Raw genomic sequence first — 15973 nt, 5'->3', positions numbered from 1 at the left:
CCGCTAGCGCTGCAGGCCGAGGTGGCGGATCAGCGGTTGCGCCTCGGCCAGGCGCTCCCAGACGTCTTCGAGCAATTCGGCGGGATAGAAGGAGGGCAGGTGCGGCAACTCCGTGCGCGGCACCCAGGCCACGTCGCGGATATCGAACTCGTCGCCGCCCAGGCCGCGCAGGTTGTCCAGGCTGACGTCTCCCGTCCAGGCATCCACGCGGTAGAACAGCTCCATGTGGAAGCGTCCGGCCAGCGGTTCGGCGAACTCGCGGACATACACCAGCGGGCCGACTTCCACGGCAAGCCCCGTTTCTTCGAAGCATTCGCGGCGCACCGTGTCGCGAGTGGATTGGTCCTTGTCCGACTCGAAGCCGCCGCCCGGCGGAATCCAGTACAGGTCACCACCGACCTCGTGGCGTACCAGCAGGATCTCGTCATTGCGCACCAGCAGGCCGGCGGCGCGGATGCGGTGTTGCAGGGGGGAAGTCATTGCCAGTCCAGCCGCGCCAGCTTCCAGTCGCCGCCGTCGCGCCACCATTCCAGTTTCACCGCGTAGTGCGCGGCGCTGTCGGGGATCAGGTTCTCGGCGCCGGTGAGGGCGACCTGCGCCTCGGTGCGCCCGCGATTGGAATAGGTCGGGTCGAGCTGGCTGGTGCTGCTCAGGACGATCACCTTGATCTGCTGGTGGCGCAGGAACATCAGCGCCATGGTGCGCCGCGCCCAGTCGCGGTCGAATTCGCCGTTGGCGCGGAAGCCGGCGTGCAGCTGTTCCATCACCGCCCCGCTATTCTTGGCTTCCAGGTTGTCTTGCAATTGCTGGACGGCGGCGTCGAGTTGCACGCGTGGGTCTTCGCGGCCGCAGCCGGTCAGCAGGAAACCCAGCAGAAACAGGGAAAGAAGCAACTTCTGTGGCATGGCAGATTAACTCCTTTATGGGTTTTTCTCCGGGCCGGGTATCATGCCCGACACCTCGGGGGCCGGTGACTCGAACAGGGGCGCGCGCTGCGGCAACGCGACTACCTGCAAGGCACCCACAGGCCCTAGGATGGTTACTGGTCCGGGAGTGACCGTACGCACTGATCCAGGAGCGCGCCATGCAATCTTTGTATCCGGAAATCAAGCCTTACGCCCGCCATGAACTGGCCGTCGAGGGGCCGCACGTCCTTTATGTGGATGAAAGCGGCATGCCCGACGGGTTGCCGGTGCTGTTCGTCCATGGCGGACCGGGCGCCGGTTGTGACGCGCTGTCGCGGCGCTTCTTCGATCCGAACCTGTACCGCATCGTCACCTTCGACCAGCGCGGCTGCGGCCGCTCCACGCCCTACGCGAGCCTGGAGAACAACACCACCTGGCACCTGGTGGCGGACATCGAGCGCATCCGCGAGCAGCTGGGCATCGACAAGTGGGTGCTGTTCGGCGGCTCCTGGGGCTCGACCCTGTCGCTGGCCTACGCCCAGGCCCACCCCGAGCGCGTGCTGGCGCTGATCCTGCGCGGCATCTTCCTGTGCCGGGAGCAGGAGATTCACTGGTTCTACCAGGAGGGCGCCAGCCGCCTGTTCCCGGACTACTGGGAGGATTACCTGGCGCCGATCCCAGCGGACGAGCACGGCGACCTGCTGCACGCCTTCCATCGCCGCCTGACTGGCCCGGACCAGATCGCCCAGATGCACGCCGCCCGCGCCTGGTCCACCTGGGAGGGGCGCACCGCCACGCTGCGGCCGAACCCGGCGGTGGTCGACCGCTTCTCCGATCCGCACCGCGCGTTGTCCATCGCCCGCATCGAGAACCACTATTTCGTCAACGCCTCCTTCCTCGAGCCGGACCAGCTGCTGCGCGACATGCACAAGATCGCCCACCTGCCGGGGGTGATCGTGCACGGCCGCTATGACATGGTCTGCCCGCTGGACAACGCCTGGGCGCTGCACAAGGCCTGGCCCAACAGCGAACTGCAGATCGTCCGCGACGCCGGCCACGCGGCCAGCGAGCCGGGCATCACCGACGCGCTGGTGCGCGCGACCAACGAAATCGGCCGCCGTCTGCTGAACCTCCCGCCGGAGGCTGAATGAAGGGGCTGATCCAGCGGGTGCGCGGCGCCCGCGTCGAGGTCGACGGCGAAGTGGTCGGCGCCATCGACCACGGCCTGCTGGTCCTGGTGGGAGTCGAACCGCTGGACGGCGAGGAGTCGGCCAATCGTTTGTTGCACAAGCTGCTTAACTATCGAGTGTTTGGCGACGATGAAGGTAAAATGAACCTTTCGTTGAGCGATGTCGGTGGCGGCTTGTTGCTGGTATCGCAGTTCACCCTGGCCGCGGACACCCGCAAGGGGCTTCGGCCGAGTTTTTCCAGCGCGGCGCCACCGGAAAGGGGCGCCGCGCTGTTCGATTTTCTTGTGGAACAGGCGCGAGCCCGTCATCCCCTGGTCGCCACCGGTCGTTTCGGCGCCAACATGCAGGTCCACCTGGTCAATGACGGGCCGGTGACCTTTCTTCTGGAGGCTTGAACACGCGGCAGCCTGTCACAACGCCGTGGGATGATGGTTAGGGCATATGCGCACAGAACAATGCGGCTCCGGGAGCTTGCAGTACCCGTCGAAAAAAGCGGGGAATCATTCATGCTCACCGGGGTCGGAACTCAATCGTCGACATTTTGGCATCGCTTTTGTCGGCCTTATCAGCTTCATGTTCACGGACGAGGGGGACTCGTGATTTTCCGTTCCGTTCAACAACCTCTTTCACGCAAATTCCTGCGCGTGCTGATCGGCTCCGCCCTCGTGGCGTTGAGCACCAGCCAGGCATGGGCTTTCAATCTCGATGACGTGGCCGAGAAGGCCAAGGCTCTGGCGGGTGAGAAGTACAGCGCACCGACCAGCAACCTGCCATCGGAATTCAGCGAAATGAAGTTCGCTGACTACCAGCAGATCCGCTTCCGCAACGAGAAGGCCTTGTGGGCCGGTGAAAAGACGCCGTTCAAGATCAGCTTCTATCACCAGGGCATGCATTTCGACACGCCGGTGAGGATCAACGAGGTCACCACCACCAGCGTCAAGGAAATCAAGTACGATCCCTCGCGTTTCGACTTCGGTTCGCTGAAGTTCGACGCCAATGCCACCAAGGATCTGGGTTACGCCGGCTTCCGCATCCTCTATCCGATCAACAGCCCGGAAAAGCAGGACGAGATCGCCACCTTCCTCGGCGCCAGCTACTTCCGCGTCATCGGCAAGGACCAGTGGTGGGGCCTGTCCGCCCGTGGCCTGGCGCTGGACACCGCGCTGCCGTCCGGCGAGGAGTTCCCGCGCTTCCGCGAGTTCTGGATCGAGCGTCCCAAGCCCACCGACAAACACCTGGTGATCTTCGCCCTGCTGGATTCGCCGCGCGCCACCGGCGCCTATCGCCTGATCGTCCGTCCGGGCAATGACACCGTGGTCGACGTGAAGGCCCGCGTGTACCTGCGCGACAAGGTCACCAAACTGGGCCTGGCGCCGCTGACCAGCATGTTCCTGTTCGGCTCCAACCAGCCGTCCCCGGAGCACAACTTCCGTCCGCAGCTCCACGACTCCAACGGCCTGCAGATCCATGCCGGCAACGGCGAGTGGATCTGGCGTCCGCTGAACAACCCGAAACACCTGTCCGTCAGCGCCTACAGCGTCGAGAACCCGAAAGGCTTCGGCCTGCTGCAGCGCGGCCGCGAGTTCTCCCGCTACGAGGACCTGGACGACCGCTACGACCTGCGTCCGTCCGCCTGGGTCGAGCCGCAGGGCGACTGGGGCAAGGGCACCGTCGAGCTGGTGGAAATCCCCACTCCGGACGAGACCAACGACAACATCGTCGCCTTCTGGAACCCCGAGAAGCGCCCGGAGAACGGCGAGCCGCTGGACTTCGCCTACCGCATGCGCTGGACCAAGGACGAAGAGGCGCTGCACGACCCGCAATCCGCCTGGGTCATGCAGACCATGCGCTCGGTCGGCGACGTGAAGCAGAAGAACCTGATCCGCCAACCGGATGGCAGCATCGCCCTGGTCGTCGACTTCGTCGGCCCGACCCTGCGCGCGCTGGCCGGCGATGCGCCGGTGAGCACCCAGGTGAGCACCGATGACAATGCCGATCTCAAGGAAAACAGCCTGCGCTACAACGCGGTGACCCAGGGCTGGCGCCTGACCCTGCGGATCAAGGTCAAGGATCCGAAGAAGCCGACGGAAATGCGCGCCGCGCTGGTGAATGGCGGCCAGACCATTTCCGAAACCTGGAGCTACCAGCTGCCTGCCGATGAATAACTCCACCGCTACCACCGCGCCGGTGGCCGACTACCTCGCGCACCTGCCGCTTTCCGCGGCGGAGCGCGAGCGCCTGGCCCGGGCCGGTTCCTTCAGCGAGCTGCACGAGCAGCTCGCTGGCGATGATTCCCAGAACGAAGACGCCGCGCTGGCTTCGGTCGGCGCGCGCCTGCGCCACGGCTACGGCCAGGAACTGGACGACGCCCGGATGCTGGGCATGGACGACAACGGCCGCACCTACCTCAAGGCCGCGCCGCCGATCCAGCGCAGCAAGGTGCTTCCCGAACCCTGGCGCACCAACCCGCTGATGCGCGCCTGGCGCCGCCTCACCGGCCGCAGCAATCCGTCCAAGCCGTCGCGCGACTTGCCCAAGGCGCGCTGGCAGCGGGTCGGCTCCTGGCGCCGGTTCATCCTGGTGCTGCTGATGCTGGGCCAGACCAGCGTCGCCACCTACTACATGAAAGGCATCCTGCCCTACCAGGGCTGGGCGTTCGTCGACCTGGAAGAGCTCAGCCGCCAGACCTGGCTGGAGAGCCTGGGGCAGGTGCTGCCCTACGTCATCCAGTTCGGCGTGCTGATGCTGTTCGCCATCCTCTTCTGCTGGGTGTCCGCCGGCTTCTGGACCGCCCTGATGGGCTTCTGGGAGCTGCTCACCGGCCGCGACCGCTACCGCATCTCCGGCAGCAGCGCCGGCAGCGAGCCGATCGCCGCCGAGGCGCGCACCGCCATCGTCATGCCGATCTGCAACGAGGATGTGCCGCGGGTCTTCGCCGGCCTGCGGGCGACCTACGAATCGGTGGCCGCCAGCGGCGAGCTGGACCGCTTCGACTTCTTCGTGCTCAGCGACACCAACCAGCCGGACATCGCCGTGGCCGAGGAAAAGGCCTGGATCGAGCTGTGCAACGAGGCCAAGGGCTTCGGCCGCATCTTCTACCGCCGCCGCCGGCGCCGGGTGAAGCGCAAGAGCGGCAACATCGACGACTTCTGCCGCCGCTGGGGCGGCCAGTACAAGTACATGGTCGTCATGGACGCCGACAGCGTGATGAGCGGCGACTGCCTGACCAAGCTGGTGCGCCTGATGGAGGCCAACCCCGAGGCCGGCATCATCCAGACCGCGCCCAAGGCGTCGGGCATGGATACCCTGTACGCGCGCATGCAGCAGTTCGCCACCCGCGTGTATGGCCCGCTGTTCACCGCCGGCCTGCACTTCTGGCAGCTGGGCGAGTCGCACTACTGGGGCCACAACGCGATCATCCGGGTGAAACCCTTCATCGAGCACTGCGCCCTGGCGCCGCTGCCGGGCAAGGGTTCCTTCGCCGGCGCGATCCTCTCCCACGACTTCGTCGAAGCCGCGCTGATGCGCCGCGCCGGCTGGGGCGTGTGGATCGCCTACGACCTGGAAGGCAGCTACGAGGAATTGCCGCCGAACCTGCTGGACGAGCTCAAGCGCGACCGCCGCTGGTGCCACGGCAACCTGATGAACTTCCGCCTGTTCCTGGTCAAGGGCATGCACCCGGTGCACCGCGCGGTGTTCCTCACCGGCGTGATGTCCTACCTGTCGGCGCCGCTGTGGTTCTTCTTCCTGGTGCTGTCCACCGCGCTGCTGGCAGTGCACCAGCTGATGGAGCCGCAGTACTTCCTGGAGCCGCGCCAGCTGTTCCCGATCTGGCCGCAGTGGCATCCGGAAAAGGCCATCGCGCTGTTCTCCACCACCCTGACCCTGCTGTTCCTGCCCAAGCTGCTCAGCGTCATGCTGATCTGGGCCAAGGGCGCCAAGGGCTACGGCGGCGTGATCAAGGTCACCCTGAGCATGCTCCTGGAGATGCTCTTCTCGGTGCTGCTCGCCCCGGTGCGCATGCTCTTCCACACCCGCTTCGTGCTGGCCGCGTTCCTCGGCTGGGAAGCCCAGTGGAAGTCGCCGCAGCGTGACGACGACGACACCCCGTGGAGCGAGGCGATCCGCCGCCACGGCCTGCAGACCCTGCTCGGCCTGTGCTGGGCGCTGCTGGTGGCCTGGCTGAACCCGCGCTTCCTGTGGTGGCTGTCGCCCATCGTCGGCGCGCTGATGCTGTCGATCCCGGTCTCGGTGATCAGCAGCCGGGTCAAGCTCGGCCTGGCCTCGCGCGACGAGAAGCTGTTCCTCATCCCCGAGGAATACGACACCCCGCGCGAGCTGCGCGCCACCGACGAGTACACCTACCAGAACCGCTGGCAGGCGCTGAAGGACGGTTTCGTCCGCGCCGCCGTCGACCCGGTGCTCAACGCCCTGGCCTGCGCCATGGGCACGGCGCGCCACGGCGAGGCCGCGTCCATCGAGGCGATGCGCGCCGAGCGCGTGCAGAAGGCGCTGGACGCCAGCCCCGAGCAACTGGATGGCGGTCTGCGCCTGGCGCTGCTGAGCGATCCGGTGGCGCTGTCGCGCCTGCACCTAGCGCTCTGGCAGGGCAACAAGGAGCAATGGATCGGCCATTGGCGGCAATCGCTGCAGGCCGACAGCCATGCGCCCGCCGTGCCGCTGGCGCCGGTGGCCGAGCAGGCGGCGATTTCGCTGCCCGCCGCGCAGTCCTGACGCCCGCTCGCCCTCGTCCTGCCGTGGACGAGGGCGAGCGGCGAGTTTCCCGGTTTTCCCGCTGCGGCGCTGCTGGTACCCTGCGCCAGCCATCCAGAAAAGATTGAGATATCCGGCGCATGGGGTACGCTTCGCACCCTTCCGGTGCGCGGTATGCCGTTTTGCCCGCCGCATCGCGGGATCTGGGGACAACAAGAAGACCTTTCACTTGCTTGGGAGTATGGGGATGAAGAAGTACCTGGCATCGCTGGTCATGGGCGTCTGCGCCCTGGTGGGCGTGGCCTCGGCGCAGGCTGGCGCCATCGATGAAGCGGTCAAGCGCGGCACGCTGCGCGTGGGCATGGACCCGACCTACATGCCGTTCGAGATGACCAACAAGCGCGGTCAGATCGTCGGCTTCGAAGTGGACCTGCTCAAGGCCATGGCCAAGGCCATGGGCGTCAAGCTGGAACTGGTCTCCACCGGCTACGACGGCATCATCCCGGCCCTGCTGACCGACAAGTTCGACATGATCGGCTCGGGCATGACCCTGACCCAGGAACGCAACCTGCGCCTGAACTTCTCCGATCCGTTCATCGTGGTCGGCCAGACCCTGCTGATCCGCAAGGACCTGGAAAACGAGATCAAGTCCTACAAGGACCTGAACGATCCGAAGTACCGCCTCACCTCGAAGATCGGCACCACCGGCGAATTCGTTGCCAAGAAGCAGCTGTCCAAGGCCCAGTACCACGGCTTCGACAATGAGCCCGAAGCGGTGATGGACGTGGTCAACGGCAAGGCCGACGCCTTCATCTACGACTCGCCCTACAACGTCGTCGCGGTCAACAAGTTCGGTGCCGGCAAGCTGGTCTTCCTGGACAAGCCGTTCACCTACGAGCCGCTGGCCTTCGGCCTGAAGAAGGGCGATTACGATTCGCTCAACTTCATCAACAACTACCTCAAGCAGATCCACGAAGACGGCACCTACGAGCGTCTGCACGACAAGTGGTTCAAGAGCACCGACTGGCTGAAGGACATGGAGTAATCCGCGTCCGACGCTGGTTCATCCGACGCGCAGGCCCCGGCCTGCGCGTTCGCATTTTCACGGTAGAGATTCGTGGCTAGAACGAAACGCGCAACCTGGCCCTGGCATGGGCTGACCGGGCTGATCCTGCTGCTGATGGGACTGGGCTTCTGGTACACAACATCGCAGATGTCTTACGAGTGGCGCTGGAACCGCGTCCCGCAGTATTTCGCCTACCAGGCGGAAGAGTCGCTGCGTGCGGACAGCATCTCGCGAGTGGAGAAGATCGAGACCCAGGGCGACAACGCCCGCGTCACCCTGGTGGATGACGACGGCAAGGAGCAGCTGCTGACCGTTGCCGCCAACAGCCTGCAGTTCGCCGAGAACGATGACGTCGCCGAGGGCGATGTGGTCGGCGTGACCCGCCACTGGGCTGCCGGCCCGTTGGCCTGGGGGTTGTGGACCACCCTGTGGATTTCCTTCGTGTCCGGCGCCGTCGGCCTGCTGATCGGCCTGTTCACCGGGCTCTGCCGGCTGTCGAAGAACCCGACCCTGCATGACCTGTCGACCCTCTACGTCGAGCTGGTGCGCGGCACGCCGCTACTGGTGCAGATCTTCATCTTCTACTTCTTCATCGGCACCGTGCTGAATCTCTCCCGCGAGTTCGCCGGGGTGGCGGCGCTGGCGCTGTTCACCGGCGCCTACGTCGCCGAGATCGTCCGCGCCGGCGTGCAGTCCATCGCCCGTGGCCAGGACGAGGCCGCCCGTTCCCTCGGCCTGAACGCCGCGCAGTCGATGCGCCACGTGATCCTGCCGCAGGCCTTCAAGCGCGTGCTGCCGCCGCTGGCCGGGCAGTTCATCGGTCTGGTCAAGGACACCTCGCTGGTCTCGGTGATCGCCATCACCGAACTGACCAAGAGCGGCCGCGAGGCGATCACCACCTCGTTCTCCGTTTTCGAAATCTGGTTCTGCGTCGCCGCGCTCTATCTCGTGATCAATCTGCCGCTGTCGCACCTGGCGAGGAATCTGGAACGGAGGCTCGGCCAAAGTGATTGAAGTCCGCAACCTGACCAAGGTCTTCGACACCCGCGGGCATACCGTCCGCGCAGTCGACGATGTGACCACCGGCGTGGCCAAGGGTGAAGTGGTGGTGGTGATCGGGCCGTCCGGCTCGGGCAAGTCCACCTTCCTGCGCTGCCTGAACGGCCTCGAAGAGTTCGACTCCGGCTCGGTGAGCATAGACGGCGTCGACCTGGCCAACCCGAAGACCGACATCAACGCCTACCGCCGCGAAGTCGGCATGGTGTTCCAGCACTTCAACCTGTTCCCGCACATGACCGTGCTGGAAAACCTCTGTCTCGCGCAGAAGGTCGTGCGCAAGCGCGGCAAGGCCGAGCGTGAGGACAAGGCCCGGGCGCTGCTGGCCAAGGTCGGCATCGCGCAGAAGGCCAACGAATACCCCTCGCGCCTCTCCGGCGGCCAGCAGCAGCGCGTGGCGATCGCCCGCGCGCTGTGCATGGAGCCCAAGGTGATGCTGTTCGACGAGCCGACCTCGGCACTCGACCCGGAAATGGTCGGCGAGGTGCTGGATGTGATGAAGACCCTGGCCCAGGAAGGCATGACCATGGTCTGCGTGACCCACGAAATGGGCTTCGCCCGCGAGGTGGCCGACCGCGTGCTGTTCTTCGATCACGGCAAGCTGCTGGAGGACGCATCGCCCGCGCAGTTCTTCGCCCAGCCCAAGGACCCGCGCGCGCAGACCTTCCTGCGGCAGGTGCTTTGAGTCTGCTGCCGTTGTGAAAAAGCCGCCTTCGGGCGGCTTTTTTGTGCCCGCTGGATGGGGCGTGGCTCTTGTAGGAGCGGACCTTGTCCGCGATAGACGGAGCTGCCGGCGCGGTTCGCGGACAAGGTCCGCTCCTACGAAAGCAATGCCTTCCTCCAGCCGTATGCCGTGTGCCGAGCGCGCAAAAAGAAACCGCCCCGAAGGGCGGTTTCTCATGGAGCGTCGATCAGCGGTTGCGGGTCAGCAGCGCGGGACGTTCGCTCTTGCGGCGCGGTTCCAGCTCTTCCAACTGCTCGGCGGTGGGGAAGCGATCGGTGCGGACCAGGTCGCGCTTGTTGATCACCACCGGCTGGCGGGTCGGCTTGGCGGCGCCGTATTCGCTCGGCTCGCGCAACGGTGCGTCGTTCATCCGCGAGGCCGGTGCCTTGCCGCCGCGCTTGCGGCTGCCCTGGGCGTTGCCGCCCTGGCCCTGCCCACGGGTACCGCCGGGTTTCTTGGCGGCCTTGCCTTGGCCCTGACCCTGGCCACGGTTCTGGCCATTGCTGCCCTGGCCACCTTGGCCACCCTGTCCACGGGCACGCTGCTGCTGACCCTGGTTCTGGCCTTGGCCCTGACCCTGGCCGCCACGGCGGCGCTGGCCACGCGGCTGGTCCTTGTCCGGGAAGGGGCTGACGTAGTCGGCGCGGTTGCCGAAGTTGTCGAAATCGTCGTCGAGGAACTCTTCCGGATCGCGATCCGGATCGGTCTTCGGCGAGCGCTGCTGCTTGGGTTGCTGCTGGCGGCCCTGGCCCTGCTGGCGTGGCTGGGCATTGGCGTTCGGCTGGGCATCCGCGCCCTGGCCGTCACCCTTCTTCTTGCCACGGCCGCCACGGCGGCGGCGCTTGCCGGCCGGCTTGTCGCCGTCGGCCGCTTCGCCTTCAACGGCGGGAGCGGCGCTCTGCTGCTCTTCTGCCTGCGGCTGTTGCGGCTTGTCCTTGCTGCGCTCCTTGCGCTCGCCACGCTTGGCCTTGTCCTTGCGCGGCTGGCGCTGGGTGGCTTCCTTCGGCTCGGGCTGCTGGACTTCCGGCAGCACGCTGTCGGGGTCGAAGCCCTGCATGTCGCCGTCGGGGATGCGCTGCTTGGTCAGGCGCTCGATGGCCTTGAGCAGCTTGTCCTCGTCCGGCGCCACCAGCGAGATGGCTTCACCGCTGCGTCCGGCGCGGCCGGTACGGCCGATGCGGTGGACGTAGTCTTCCTCGACGTTGGGCAGCTCGTAGTTGACCACGTGGGGCAACTGGTCGATGTCCAGGCCGCGGGCGGCGATGTCGGTGGCGACCAGGATGCGCACGTCGTTGGCCTTGAAGTCGGCCAGGGCCTTGGTGCGCGCGTTCTGGCTCTTGTTGCCGTGGATCGCGGCGGCCGGCAGGCCGTGCTTGCTCAGGTATTCGGCGAGGCGGTTGGCGCCGTGCTTGGTGCGGGTGAACACCAGCACCTGCTCCCAGGCGCCCACGGTCACCAGGTGCGCCAGCAGTACGCGCTTCTGTACCGCGGGGATGCGGAACACGCGCTGCTCGATGCGCTCGACGGTGGTGTTCGGCGGGGTGACCTCGATGCGCTCGGGGTTGTGCAGGAGCTTGTTGGTGAGGTCGATGATGTCTTTCGAGAAGGTCGCCGAGAACAGCAGGTTCTGGCGCTTGGCCGGCAGCTTGGCGAGGACCTTCTTCACGTCGTGGATGAAGCCCATGTCGAGCATGCGGTCGGCTTCGTCGAGAACGAGGATTTCCACGTGGGACAGGTCGACGCTGCCCTGGCCGATCAGGTCGAGCAGGCGGCCGGGGCAGGCCACCAGGACGTCGACGCCCTTGGACATGGCCTGGACCTGGGGATTCATGCCGACGCCGCCGAAGATGCAGGCGCTTTTCAGCGGCAGGTCGCGGGCGTAGACCTTGAAGCTGTCATGCACCTGGGCGGCCAGCTCGCGGGTCGGGGTCAGCACCAGGACGCGCGTCTGGCGCGGGCCATGGCGGTGTTCGCGGTCGGGGTGGCCTTCGGGAAACAGGCGCTCGAGGACCGGGAGGGCGAAGCCGCCGGTCTTGCCGGTGCCGGTCTGCGCGGCGACCATCAGGTCGCGGCCTTGCAGCACGGCGGGAATGGCGCGTTCCTGGACCGGAGTGGGGCGCGCGTAGCCGGCGGCTTCGACGGCGCCAGCCAGGGCCTCGGAGAGACCGAGGGAAGTAAAGGACATGCGGGGTTCCTGTAGGCCGGCAACCTGCCGGCTCGAGGGCGCGTGGTTCCAAGCTCGGGGCGAGCGCTCAGCCGGGGCTGGAGGCACTCCGTCCACGAACCGCCGGCGCTGCGCTGGCCGGGGTTGCGGACGGTAAGCCCGGAGCAATGATCCTCAGCGTGGGAGCTTGAGGTTGTTCCAGAGCGCCAGGCTGGGTTCAGCCTGGTTCAGGGTGTAGAAATGCAGTCCGGGTGCGCCGCCTTCGAGGAGGCGTTCGCACATGTCGGTGATCACTTGCTCGCCAAAGGCCTGGATGCTGGCGATGTCGTCGCCGTAGGCTTCCAGCTGCTTGCGAATCCAGCGGGGGATTTCCGCGCCGCAGGCGTCGGAGAAGCGGGCCAGTTTGGTGTAGTTGGTGATCGGCATGATACCCGGTACGACCGGGATACTGACACCGAGTTTCTCCGCACGCTCGACAAAATGGAAGTAGCTGTCGGCGTTGAAGAAGTATTGTGTGATGGCGCTGTCGGCGCCGGCCTTGACCTTGCGCACGAAGTTGGCGAGATCATCCTCGAAATTGCGCGCTTGCGGGTGAACTTCCGGATAGGCGGCAACTTCGATGTGGAAATGATCGCCGGTCTCGGCGCGGATGAACTCCACCAGCTCGTTGGCGTAGCGCAGCTCGCCGCTGGCCATGCCCATGCCCGAGGGCAGGTCGCCGCGCAGGGCGACGATGCGGCGGATGCCGGCGTCCTTGTAGTGGGCGAGCAGGGCGCGCAGTTCGGCCTTGGTGTCGCCTACGCAGGACAGGTGCGGAGCGGTCGGCACCTGCACTTCGCCGTCGAGCTGCAGCACGGTGGCGAGGGTACGGTCGCGGGTCGAGCCGCCGGCGCCGTAGGTGCAGGAGAAGAAGTCAGGCTTGTACGCGGCCAGCTGGCGCGCGGTGGCCAGCAGTTTTTCGTGGCCGGCTTCGGTCTTGGCGGGGAAGAACTCGAAGCTGAAGCGGCGTTCTTGAGACATATGGAGAAGGTTCCCTTCTCAGCGTCAAGCGTCAGGCTTCAAGCTGCAAGCGGGGTAGGCCCGGCTTGCAGCTTGTGGCTTGCAGCTTGCGGCTGCTCTTAGTAACGATAGGTGTCCGGCTTGAACGGGCCTTCCACGGTAACGCCGATGTAGTCGGCCTGCTGGCGGGTCAGTTGGGTGACCACGCCGCCGAAGCCCTTGACCATCTCCAGCGCCACTTCTTCGTCCAGCTTCTTGGGCAGCACTTCGACGGTCAGGCGCAGGGCCTTGTCGGCAGCGGACAGGTCGGCGAACTTCTGCTCGAACAGGTGGATCTGCGCCAGCACCTGGTTGGCGAAGGAGCCGTCCATGATCCGCGACGGGTGGCCGGTGGCGTTGCCCAGGTTCACCAGGCGGCCTTCGGCGAGCAGGATCAGGTAGTCGTCGTTGTGCGGATCGAAGCCGTCCTTGCCGGTACGGTGGATCTTGTGCACCTGCGGCTTGACCTCTTCCCAGGCCCAGGTCTTGCGCATGAAGGCGGTGTCGATCTCGTTGTCGAAGTGACCGATGTTGCACACCACGGCGCGCTTCTTCAGCGCTTTCAGCATGTTGGCGTCGCAGACGTTGACGTTGCCGGTGGTGGTGACGATCAGGTCGATCCTGCCCAGCAGCGCGGCGTCGACGCTGGCCTCGCTGCCGTCGTTCAGGCCGTTCTTGTACGGGGAGACGACTTCGAAGCCGTCCATGCAGGCCTGCATGGCGCAGATCGGGTCGACTTCGGAGACCTTCACGATCATGCCTTCCTGGCGCAGGGACTGGGATGAGCCCTTGCCCACGTCGCCGTAGCCGATCACCAGAGCCTGCTTGCCCGACAGCAGGTGGTCGGTGCCGCGCTTGATGGCGTCGTTCAGGCTGTGGCGGCAGCCGTACTTGTTGTCGTTCTTGCTCTTGGTGACCGAGTCGTTGACGTTGATCGCCGGGACTTTCAGGGTGCCGGCCTTGAGCATGTCGAGCAGGCGGTGCACGCCGGTGGTGGTCTCTTCGGTGATGCCGTGGATCTTCTCCAGCATCGCCGGGTATTTCTTGTGCAGGATATCGGTCAGGTCACCGCCGTCGTCCAGCACCATGTTGGCGTCCCACGGCTGGCCGTCCTTGAGGATGGTCTGCTCGATGCACCATTCGTACTCCTGCTCGGTCTCGCCCTTCCAGGCGAACACCGGGATGCCGGCGGCGGCGATGGCGGCGGCGGCCTGGTCCTGGGTGGAGAAGATGTTGCAGGACGACCAGCGCACTTCGGCGCCCAGGGCGACCAGGGTCTCGATGAGCACGCCGGTCTGGATGGTCATGTGGATGCAGCCGAGGATCTTCGCGCCCTTGAGCGGCAGCAGGCCGGCGTACTTGCGGCGCAGGCCCATCAGCGCGGGCATTTCCGACTCGGCGATGATCAGCTCGCGGCGGCCCCAGGCGGCCAGGGAAATGTCGGCGACTTTAAAATCGGTGAAACCGGCAGGCGTCATCACAGCGCTCATGCGTAACTCTCCATTCGTTGTCTGCGAATGGGCGCCGTTGATGCGTTTGGCGACCGGCGGTTGCCGACCGTGACGCGCCCCATCCGAGCCTGACAGGTCGAAGCGGTTTCGCCCTGCTGCAGCGCCCCTCGGACGGGTGGCGGGAACGGCCGGAGCGGAGCCGGCCGTGGTGAAGCCTGCGGATTATAGCCATGGCGCCGGACAAGCCCAAGGCTTTTGCTCGCCTTCGGTGAACTGTCCGGCGACTGGCTCCCCGCCGCGCCCGCGCCAGGGGCCGTGAAAACCCTGGCGCGGGCGCCGCTGCGGGGATCGGTGCGTCCGCCGGGCGGGCGCCGGGTGGGTCAGACCACGCCGCTGTCGCGCAGCCTGCCGATGGCCGCCTGGTCCAGGCCGAGCACGCCTTCGAGGATTTCTTGCGTGTGCTGGCCGAGGGTCGGCGGGGCGTTGCGGTATTGAACCGGGGTCTCGGACAGGCGGATCGGGCTGGCCACCTGCGGCACGCTGCCGGCCAGCGGGTGTGGCAGGTCCACGCGCAGGCCGCGGGCGATCACCTGCGGATCGGCGAACACCTGGGACAGGTCGTTGATCGGCCCGCAGGGCACGCTGGCCTGTTCCAGCACGCTGATCCACTCGGCGGTGGTGCGCATCACGGTGGACTGGCGGATCAGCGGGATCAGCACGTCGCGGTGGGCGACCCGCGCCTTGTTGGTGGCGAAGCGCTCGTCGGTGGCCCATTCCGGGTGGCCGGCGAGTTCGGCGAACTTGCGGAACTGCCCGTCGTTGCCGACGGTGAGGATGAAGTCGCCGTCGGCGGTGGGGAAGTCCTGGTAGGGCACGATGTTCGGGTGCGCGTTGCCCAGGCGGCGCGGCGGCACGCCGGTGGTCAGGTAGTTCAGGGTCTGGTTGGCCAGGCAGGCGACCTGCACGTCCAGCAGCGCCATGTCGATGTGCTGGCCGATGCCGCTGACGTCGCGGTGGGCGAGGGCGGCGAGGATCGCGGTGGAGGAGTAGAGGCCGGTGAGGATGTCGGTCAGCGCCACGCCGACCTTCACCGGGCCCGCGCCGTCCTCGGCGTCGGAGCGGCCGGTGATGCTCATCAGGCCGCCCAGGCCCTGGATCATGAAGTCGTAGCCGGCGCGCTTGGCATAGGGGCCGAACTGGCCGAAACCGGTGATCGAGCAGTAGATCAGCTTCGGGTTGATCGCCTTCAGCGATTCGTAGTCCAGGCCGTAGGCCGCAAGGCCACCGACCTTGAAGTTCTCCAGCACGATGTCGGCCTTGGTCGCGAGCTCGCGCACCAGGCGCTGGCCTTCGGGCTGGGTGAAGTCGATGGTGAGGGATTTCTTGTTGCGGTTGGCCGACAGGTAATACGCCGCTTCGCTGGTGTCGCGGCCGTCGGCGTCCTTGAGGAACGGCGGGCCCCAGGCGCGGGTGTCGTCGCCGCTGCCGGGGCGCTCGATCTTGATCACTTCGGCGCCGAGGTCGGCGAGGATCTGCCCGGCCCAGGGGCCGGCGAGAACGCGCGAGAGGTCGAGGACACGGATGTGGGTAAGAGCAGACATGCGTCTAGCCTCAAGCGATAAGCCTCAAGCCACAAGCTGAGCGGTTTTCGCTTGCAGCTTGTGGC

The 15973-nt window shown here is 66.3% G+C and carries 13 protein-coding genes and 1 riboswitch; of the genes, 7 read left to right on the top strand and 6 right to left on the bottom strand.

Annotated elements, in window-relative coordinates:
• Positions 1 to 3 precede the first annotated feature (3 nt).
• Positions 4 to 480, bottom strand: a complete 477-nt coding sequence (locus AC3B6A_RS25095; RefSeq protein WP_488399804.1) for an NUDIX domain-containing protein — start codon at positions 478 to 480, stop codon at positions 4 to 6.
• Positions 477 to 905, bottom strand: coding sequence for a hypothetical protein (locus AC3B6A_RS25090; protein WP_488399803.1), 429 nt, complete (start codon positions 903 to 905; stop codon positions 477 to 479). Before AC3B6A_RS25090 ends, AC3B6A_RS25095 begins: the two co-directional genes overlap by 4 nt.
• A gap of 179 nt (positions 906 to 1084) precedes the next feature.
• On the opposite strand from AC3B6A_RS25090, the gene pip reads away from it, so the two are divergent.
• The 7 genes from pip (at position 1085) to AC3B6A_RS25055 (ending at position 9615) form a co-directional block, all read left to right on the top strand.
• Positions 1085 to 2056: a prolyl aminopeptidase gene (gene pip / locus AC3B6A_RS25085; protein ID WP_488399802.1), complete on the top strand. Its 972-nt coding sequence runs from the start codon at positions 1085 to 1087 to the stop codon at positions 2054 to 2056.
• A complete protein-coding gene (gene dtd, locus AC3B6A_RS25080) occupies positions 2053 to 2490 on the top strand; it encodes a D-aminoacyl-tRNA deacylase (protein WP_488399801.1) in 438 nt (145 codons plus the stop codon). Before pip ends, dtd begins: the two co-directional genes overlap by 4 nt.
• A 243-nt stretch (positions 2491 to 2733) precedes the next feature.
• Positions 2734 to 4260, top strand: coding sequence for a glucan biosynthesis protein G (locus tag AC3B6A_RS25075; RefSeq protein ID WP_488403703.1), 1527 nt, complete (start codon positions 2734 to 2736; stop codon positions 4258 to 4260).
• On the top strand, positions 4253 to 6829 hold the full coding sequence (mdoH, locus tag AC3B6A_RS25070) for a glucans biosynthesis glucosyltransferase MdoH (RefSeq protein ID WP_488399800.1): 2577 nt from the start codon (positions 4253 to 4255) through the stop codon (positions 6827 to 6829). Before AC3B6A_RS25075 ends, mdoH begins: the two co-directional genes overlap by 8 nt.
• Positions 6830 to 7055: 226 nt before the next feature.
• Entirely contained in the window at positions 7056 to 7853 is a 798-nt protein-coding gene (locus tag AC3B6A_RS25065; RefSeq protein WP_488399799.1) for a transporter substrate-binding domain-containing protein, read from the top strand.
• A 135-nt stretch (positions 7854 to 7988) separates the two neighbouring features.
• Positions 7989 to 8888, top strand: a complete 900-nt coding sequence (locus tag AC3B6A_RS25060) for an amino acid ABC transporter permease (protein ID WP_488403702.1) — start codon at positions 7989 to 7991, stop codon at positions 8886 to 8888.
• Positions 8881 to 9615 carry an amino acid ABC transporter ATP-binding protein gene (locus AC3B6A_RS25055; RefSeq protein ID WP_488399798.1) on the top strand — a complete coding sequence of 245 codons (735 nt, stop codon included), beginning with the start codon at positions 8881 to 8883 and terminating at the stop codon, positions 9613 to 9615. Before AC3B6A_RS25060 ends, AC3B6A_RS25055 begins: the two co-directional genes overlap by 8 nt.
• A gap of 226 nt (positions 9616 to 9841) precedes the next feature.
• Here AC3B6A_RS25055 and rhlE2 read toward each other — a convergent pair whose 3' ends face one another.
• From rhlE2 to AC3B6A_RS25035, 4 genes are all read right to left on the bottom strand, one after another.
• On the bottom strand, positions 9842 to 11839 hold the full coding sequence (rhlE2, locus tag AC3B6A_RS25050; protein ID WP_488399797.1) for an RNA helicase RhlE2: 1998 nt from the start codon (positions 11837 to 11839) through the stop codon (positions 9842 to 9844).
• A 153-nt stretch (positions 11840 to 11992) separates the two neighbouring features.
• Positions 11993 to 12838: a methylenetetrahydrofolate reductase [NAD(P)H] gene (gene metF, locus AC3B6A_RS25045; RefSeq protein WP_488399796.1), complete on the bottom strand. Its 846-nt coding sequence runs from the start codon at positions 12836 to 12838 to the stop codon at positions 11993 to 11995.
• Between the two features lie 98 nt (positions 12839 to 12936).
• Entirely contained in the window at positions 12937 to 14346 is a 1410-nt protein-coding gene (gene ahcY, locus AC3B6A_RS25040; RefSeq protein ID WP_488399795.1) for an adenosylhomocysteinase, read from the bottom strand.
• Between the two features lie 22 nt (positions 14347 to 14368).
• A riboswitch (S-adenosyl-L-homocysteine riboswitch) is annotated at positions 14369 to 14482 on the bottom strand.
• 205 nt (positions 14483 to 14687) lie between these two features.
• Positions 14688 to 15908 (bottom strand): CaiB/BaiF CoA transferase family protein, encoded by a 1221-nt coding sequence (locus AC3B6A_RS25035; protein WP_488399794.1) that lies wholly within the window; start codon positions 15906 to 15908, stop codon positions 14688 to 14690.
• Between the last annotated feature and the right edge of the window lie 65 nt (positions 15909 to 15973).

This window comes from Pseudomonas sp. B12(2026), from assembly GCF_057767015.1.
This window is presented reverse-complemented; position numbering and strand designations above follow the sequence as displayed.

Excerpts from the sequence above, each read along its gene's own strand:
- AC3B6A_RS25095 (WP_488399804.1), bottom strand. The coding sequence starts at position 480 with ATGACTTCCCCCCTGCAACACCGCATCCGCGCCGCCGGCCTGCTGGTG.
- AC3B6A_RS25090 (WP_488399803.1), bottom strand. The coding sequence starts at position 905 with ATGCCACAGAAGTTGCTTCTTTCCCTGTTTCTGCTGGGTTTCCTGCTG.
- pip (WP_488399802.1), top strand. The coding sequence starts at position 1,085 with ATGCAATCTTTGTATCCGGAAATCAAGCCTTACGCCCGCCATGAACTG.
- dtd (WP_488399801.1), top strand. The coding sequence starts at position 2,053 with ATGAAGGGGCTGATCCAGCGGGTGCGCGGCGCCCGCGTCGAGGTCGAC.
- mdoH (WP_488399800.1), top strand. The coding sequence starts at position 4,253 with ATGAATAACTCCACCGCTACCACCGCGCCGGTGGCCGACTACCTCGCG.
- AC3B6A_RS25065 (WP_488399799.1), top strand. The coding sequence starts at position 7,056 with ATGAAGAAGTACCTGGCATCGCTGGTCATGGGCGTCTGCGCCCTGGTG.
- AC3B6A_RS25060 (WP_488403702.1), top strand. The coding sequence starts at position 7,989 with ATGGGACTGGGCTTCTGGTACACAACATCGCAGATGTCTTACGAGTGG.
- rhlE2 (WP_488399797.1), bottom strand. The coding sequence starts at position 11,839 with ATGTCCTTTACTTCCCTCGGTCTCTCCGAGGCCCTGGCTGGCGCCGTC.
- metF (WP_488399796.1), bottom strand. The coding sequence starts at position 12,838 with ATGTCTCAAGAACGCCGCTTCAGCTTCGAGTTCTTCCCCGCCAAGACC.
- ahcY (WP_488399795.1), bottom strand. The coding sequence starts at position 14,346 with ATGAGCGCTGTGATGACGCCTGCCGGTTTCACCGATTTTAAAGTCGCC.
- AC3B6A_RS25035 (WP_488399794.1), bottom strand. The coding sequence starts at position 15,908 with ATGTCTGCTCTTACCCACATCCGTGTCCTCGACCTCTCGCGCGTTCTC.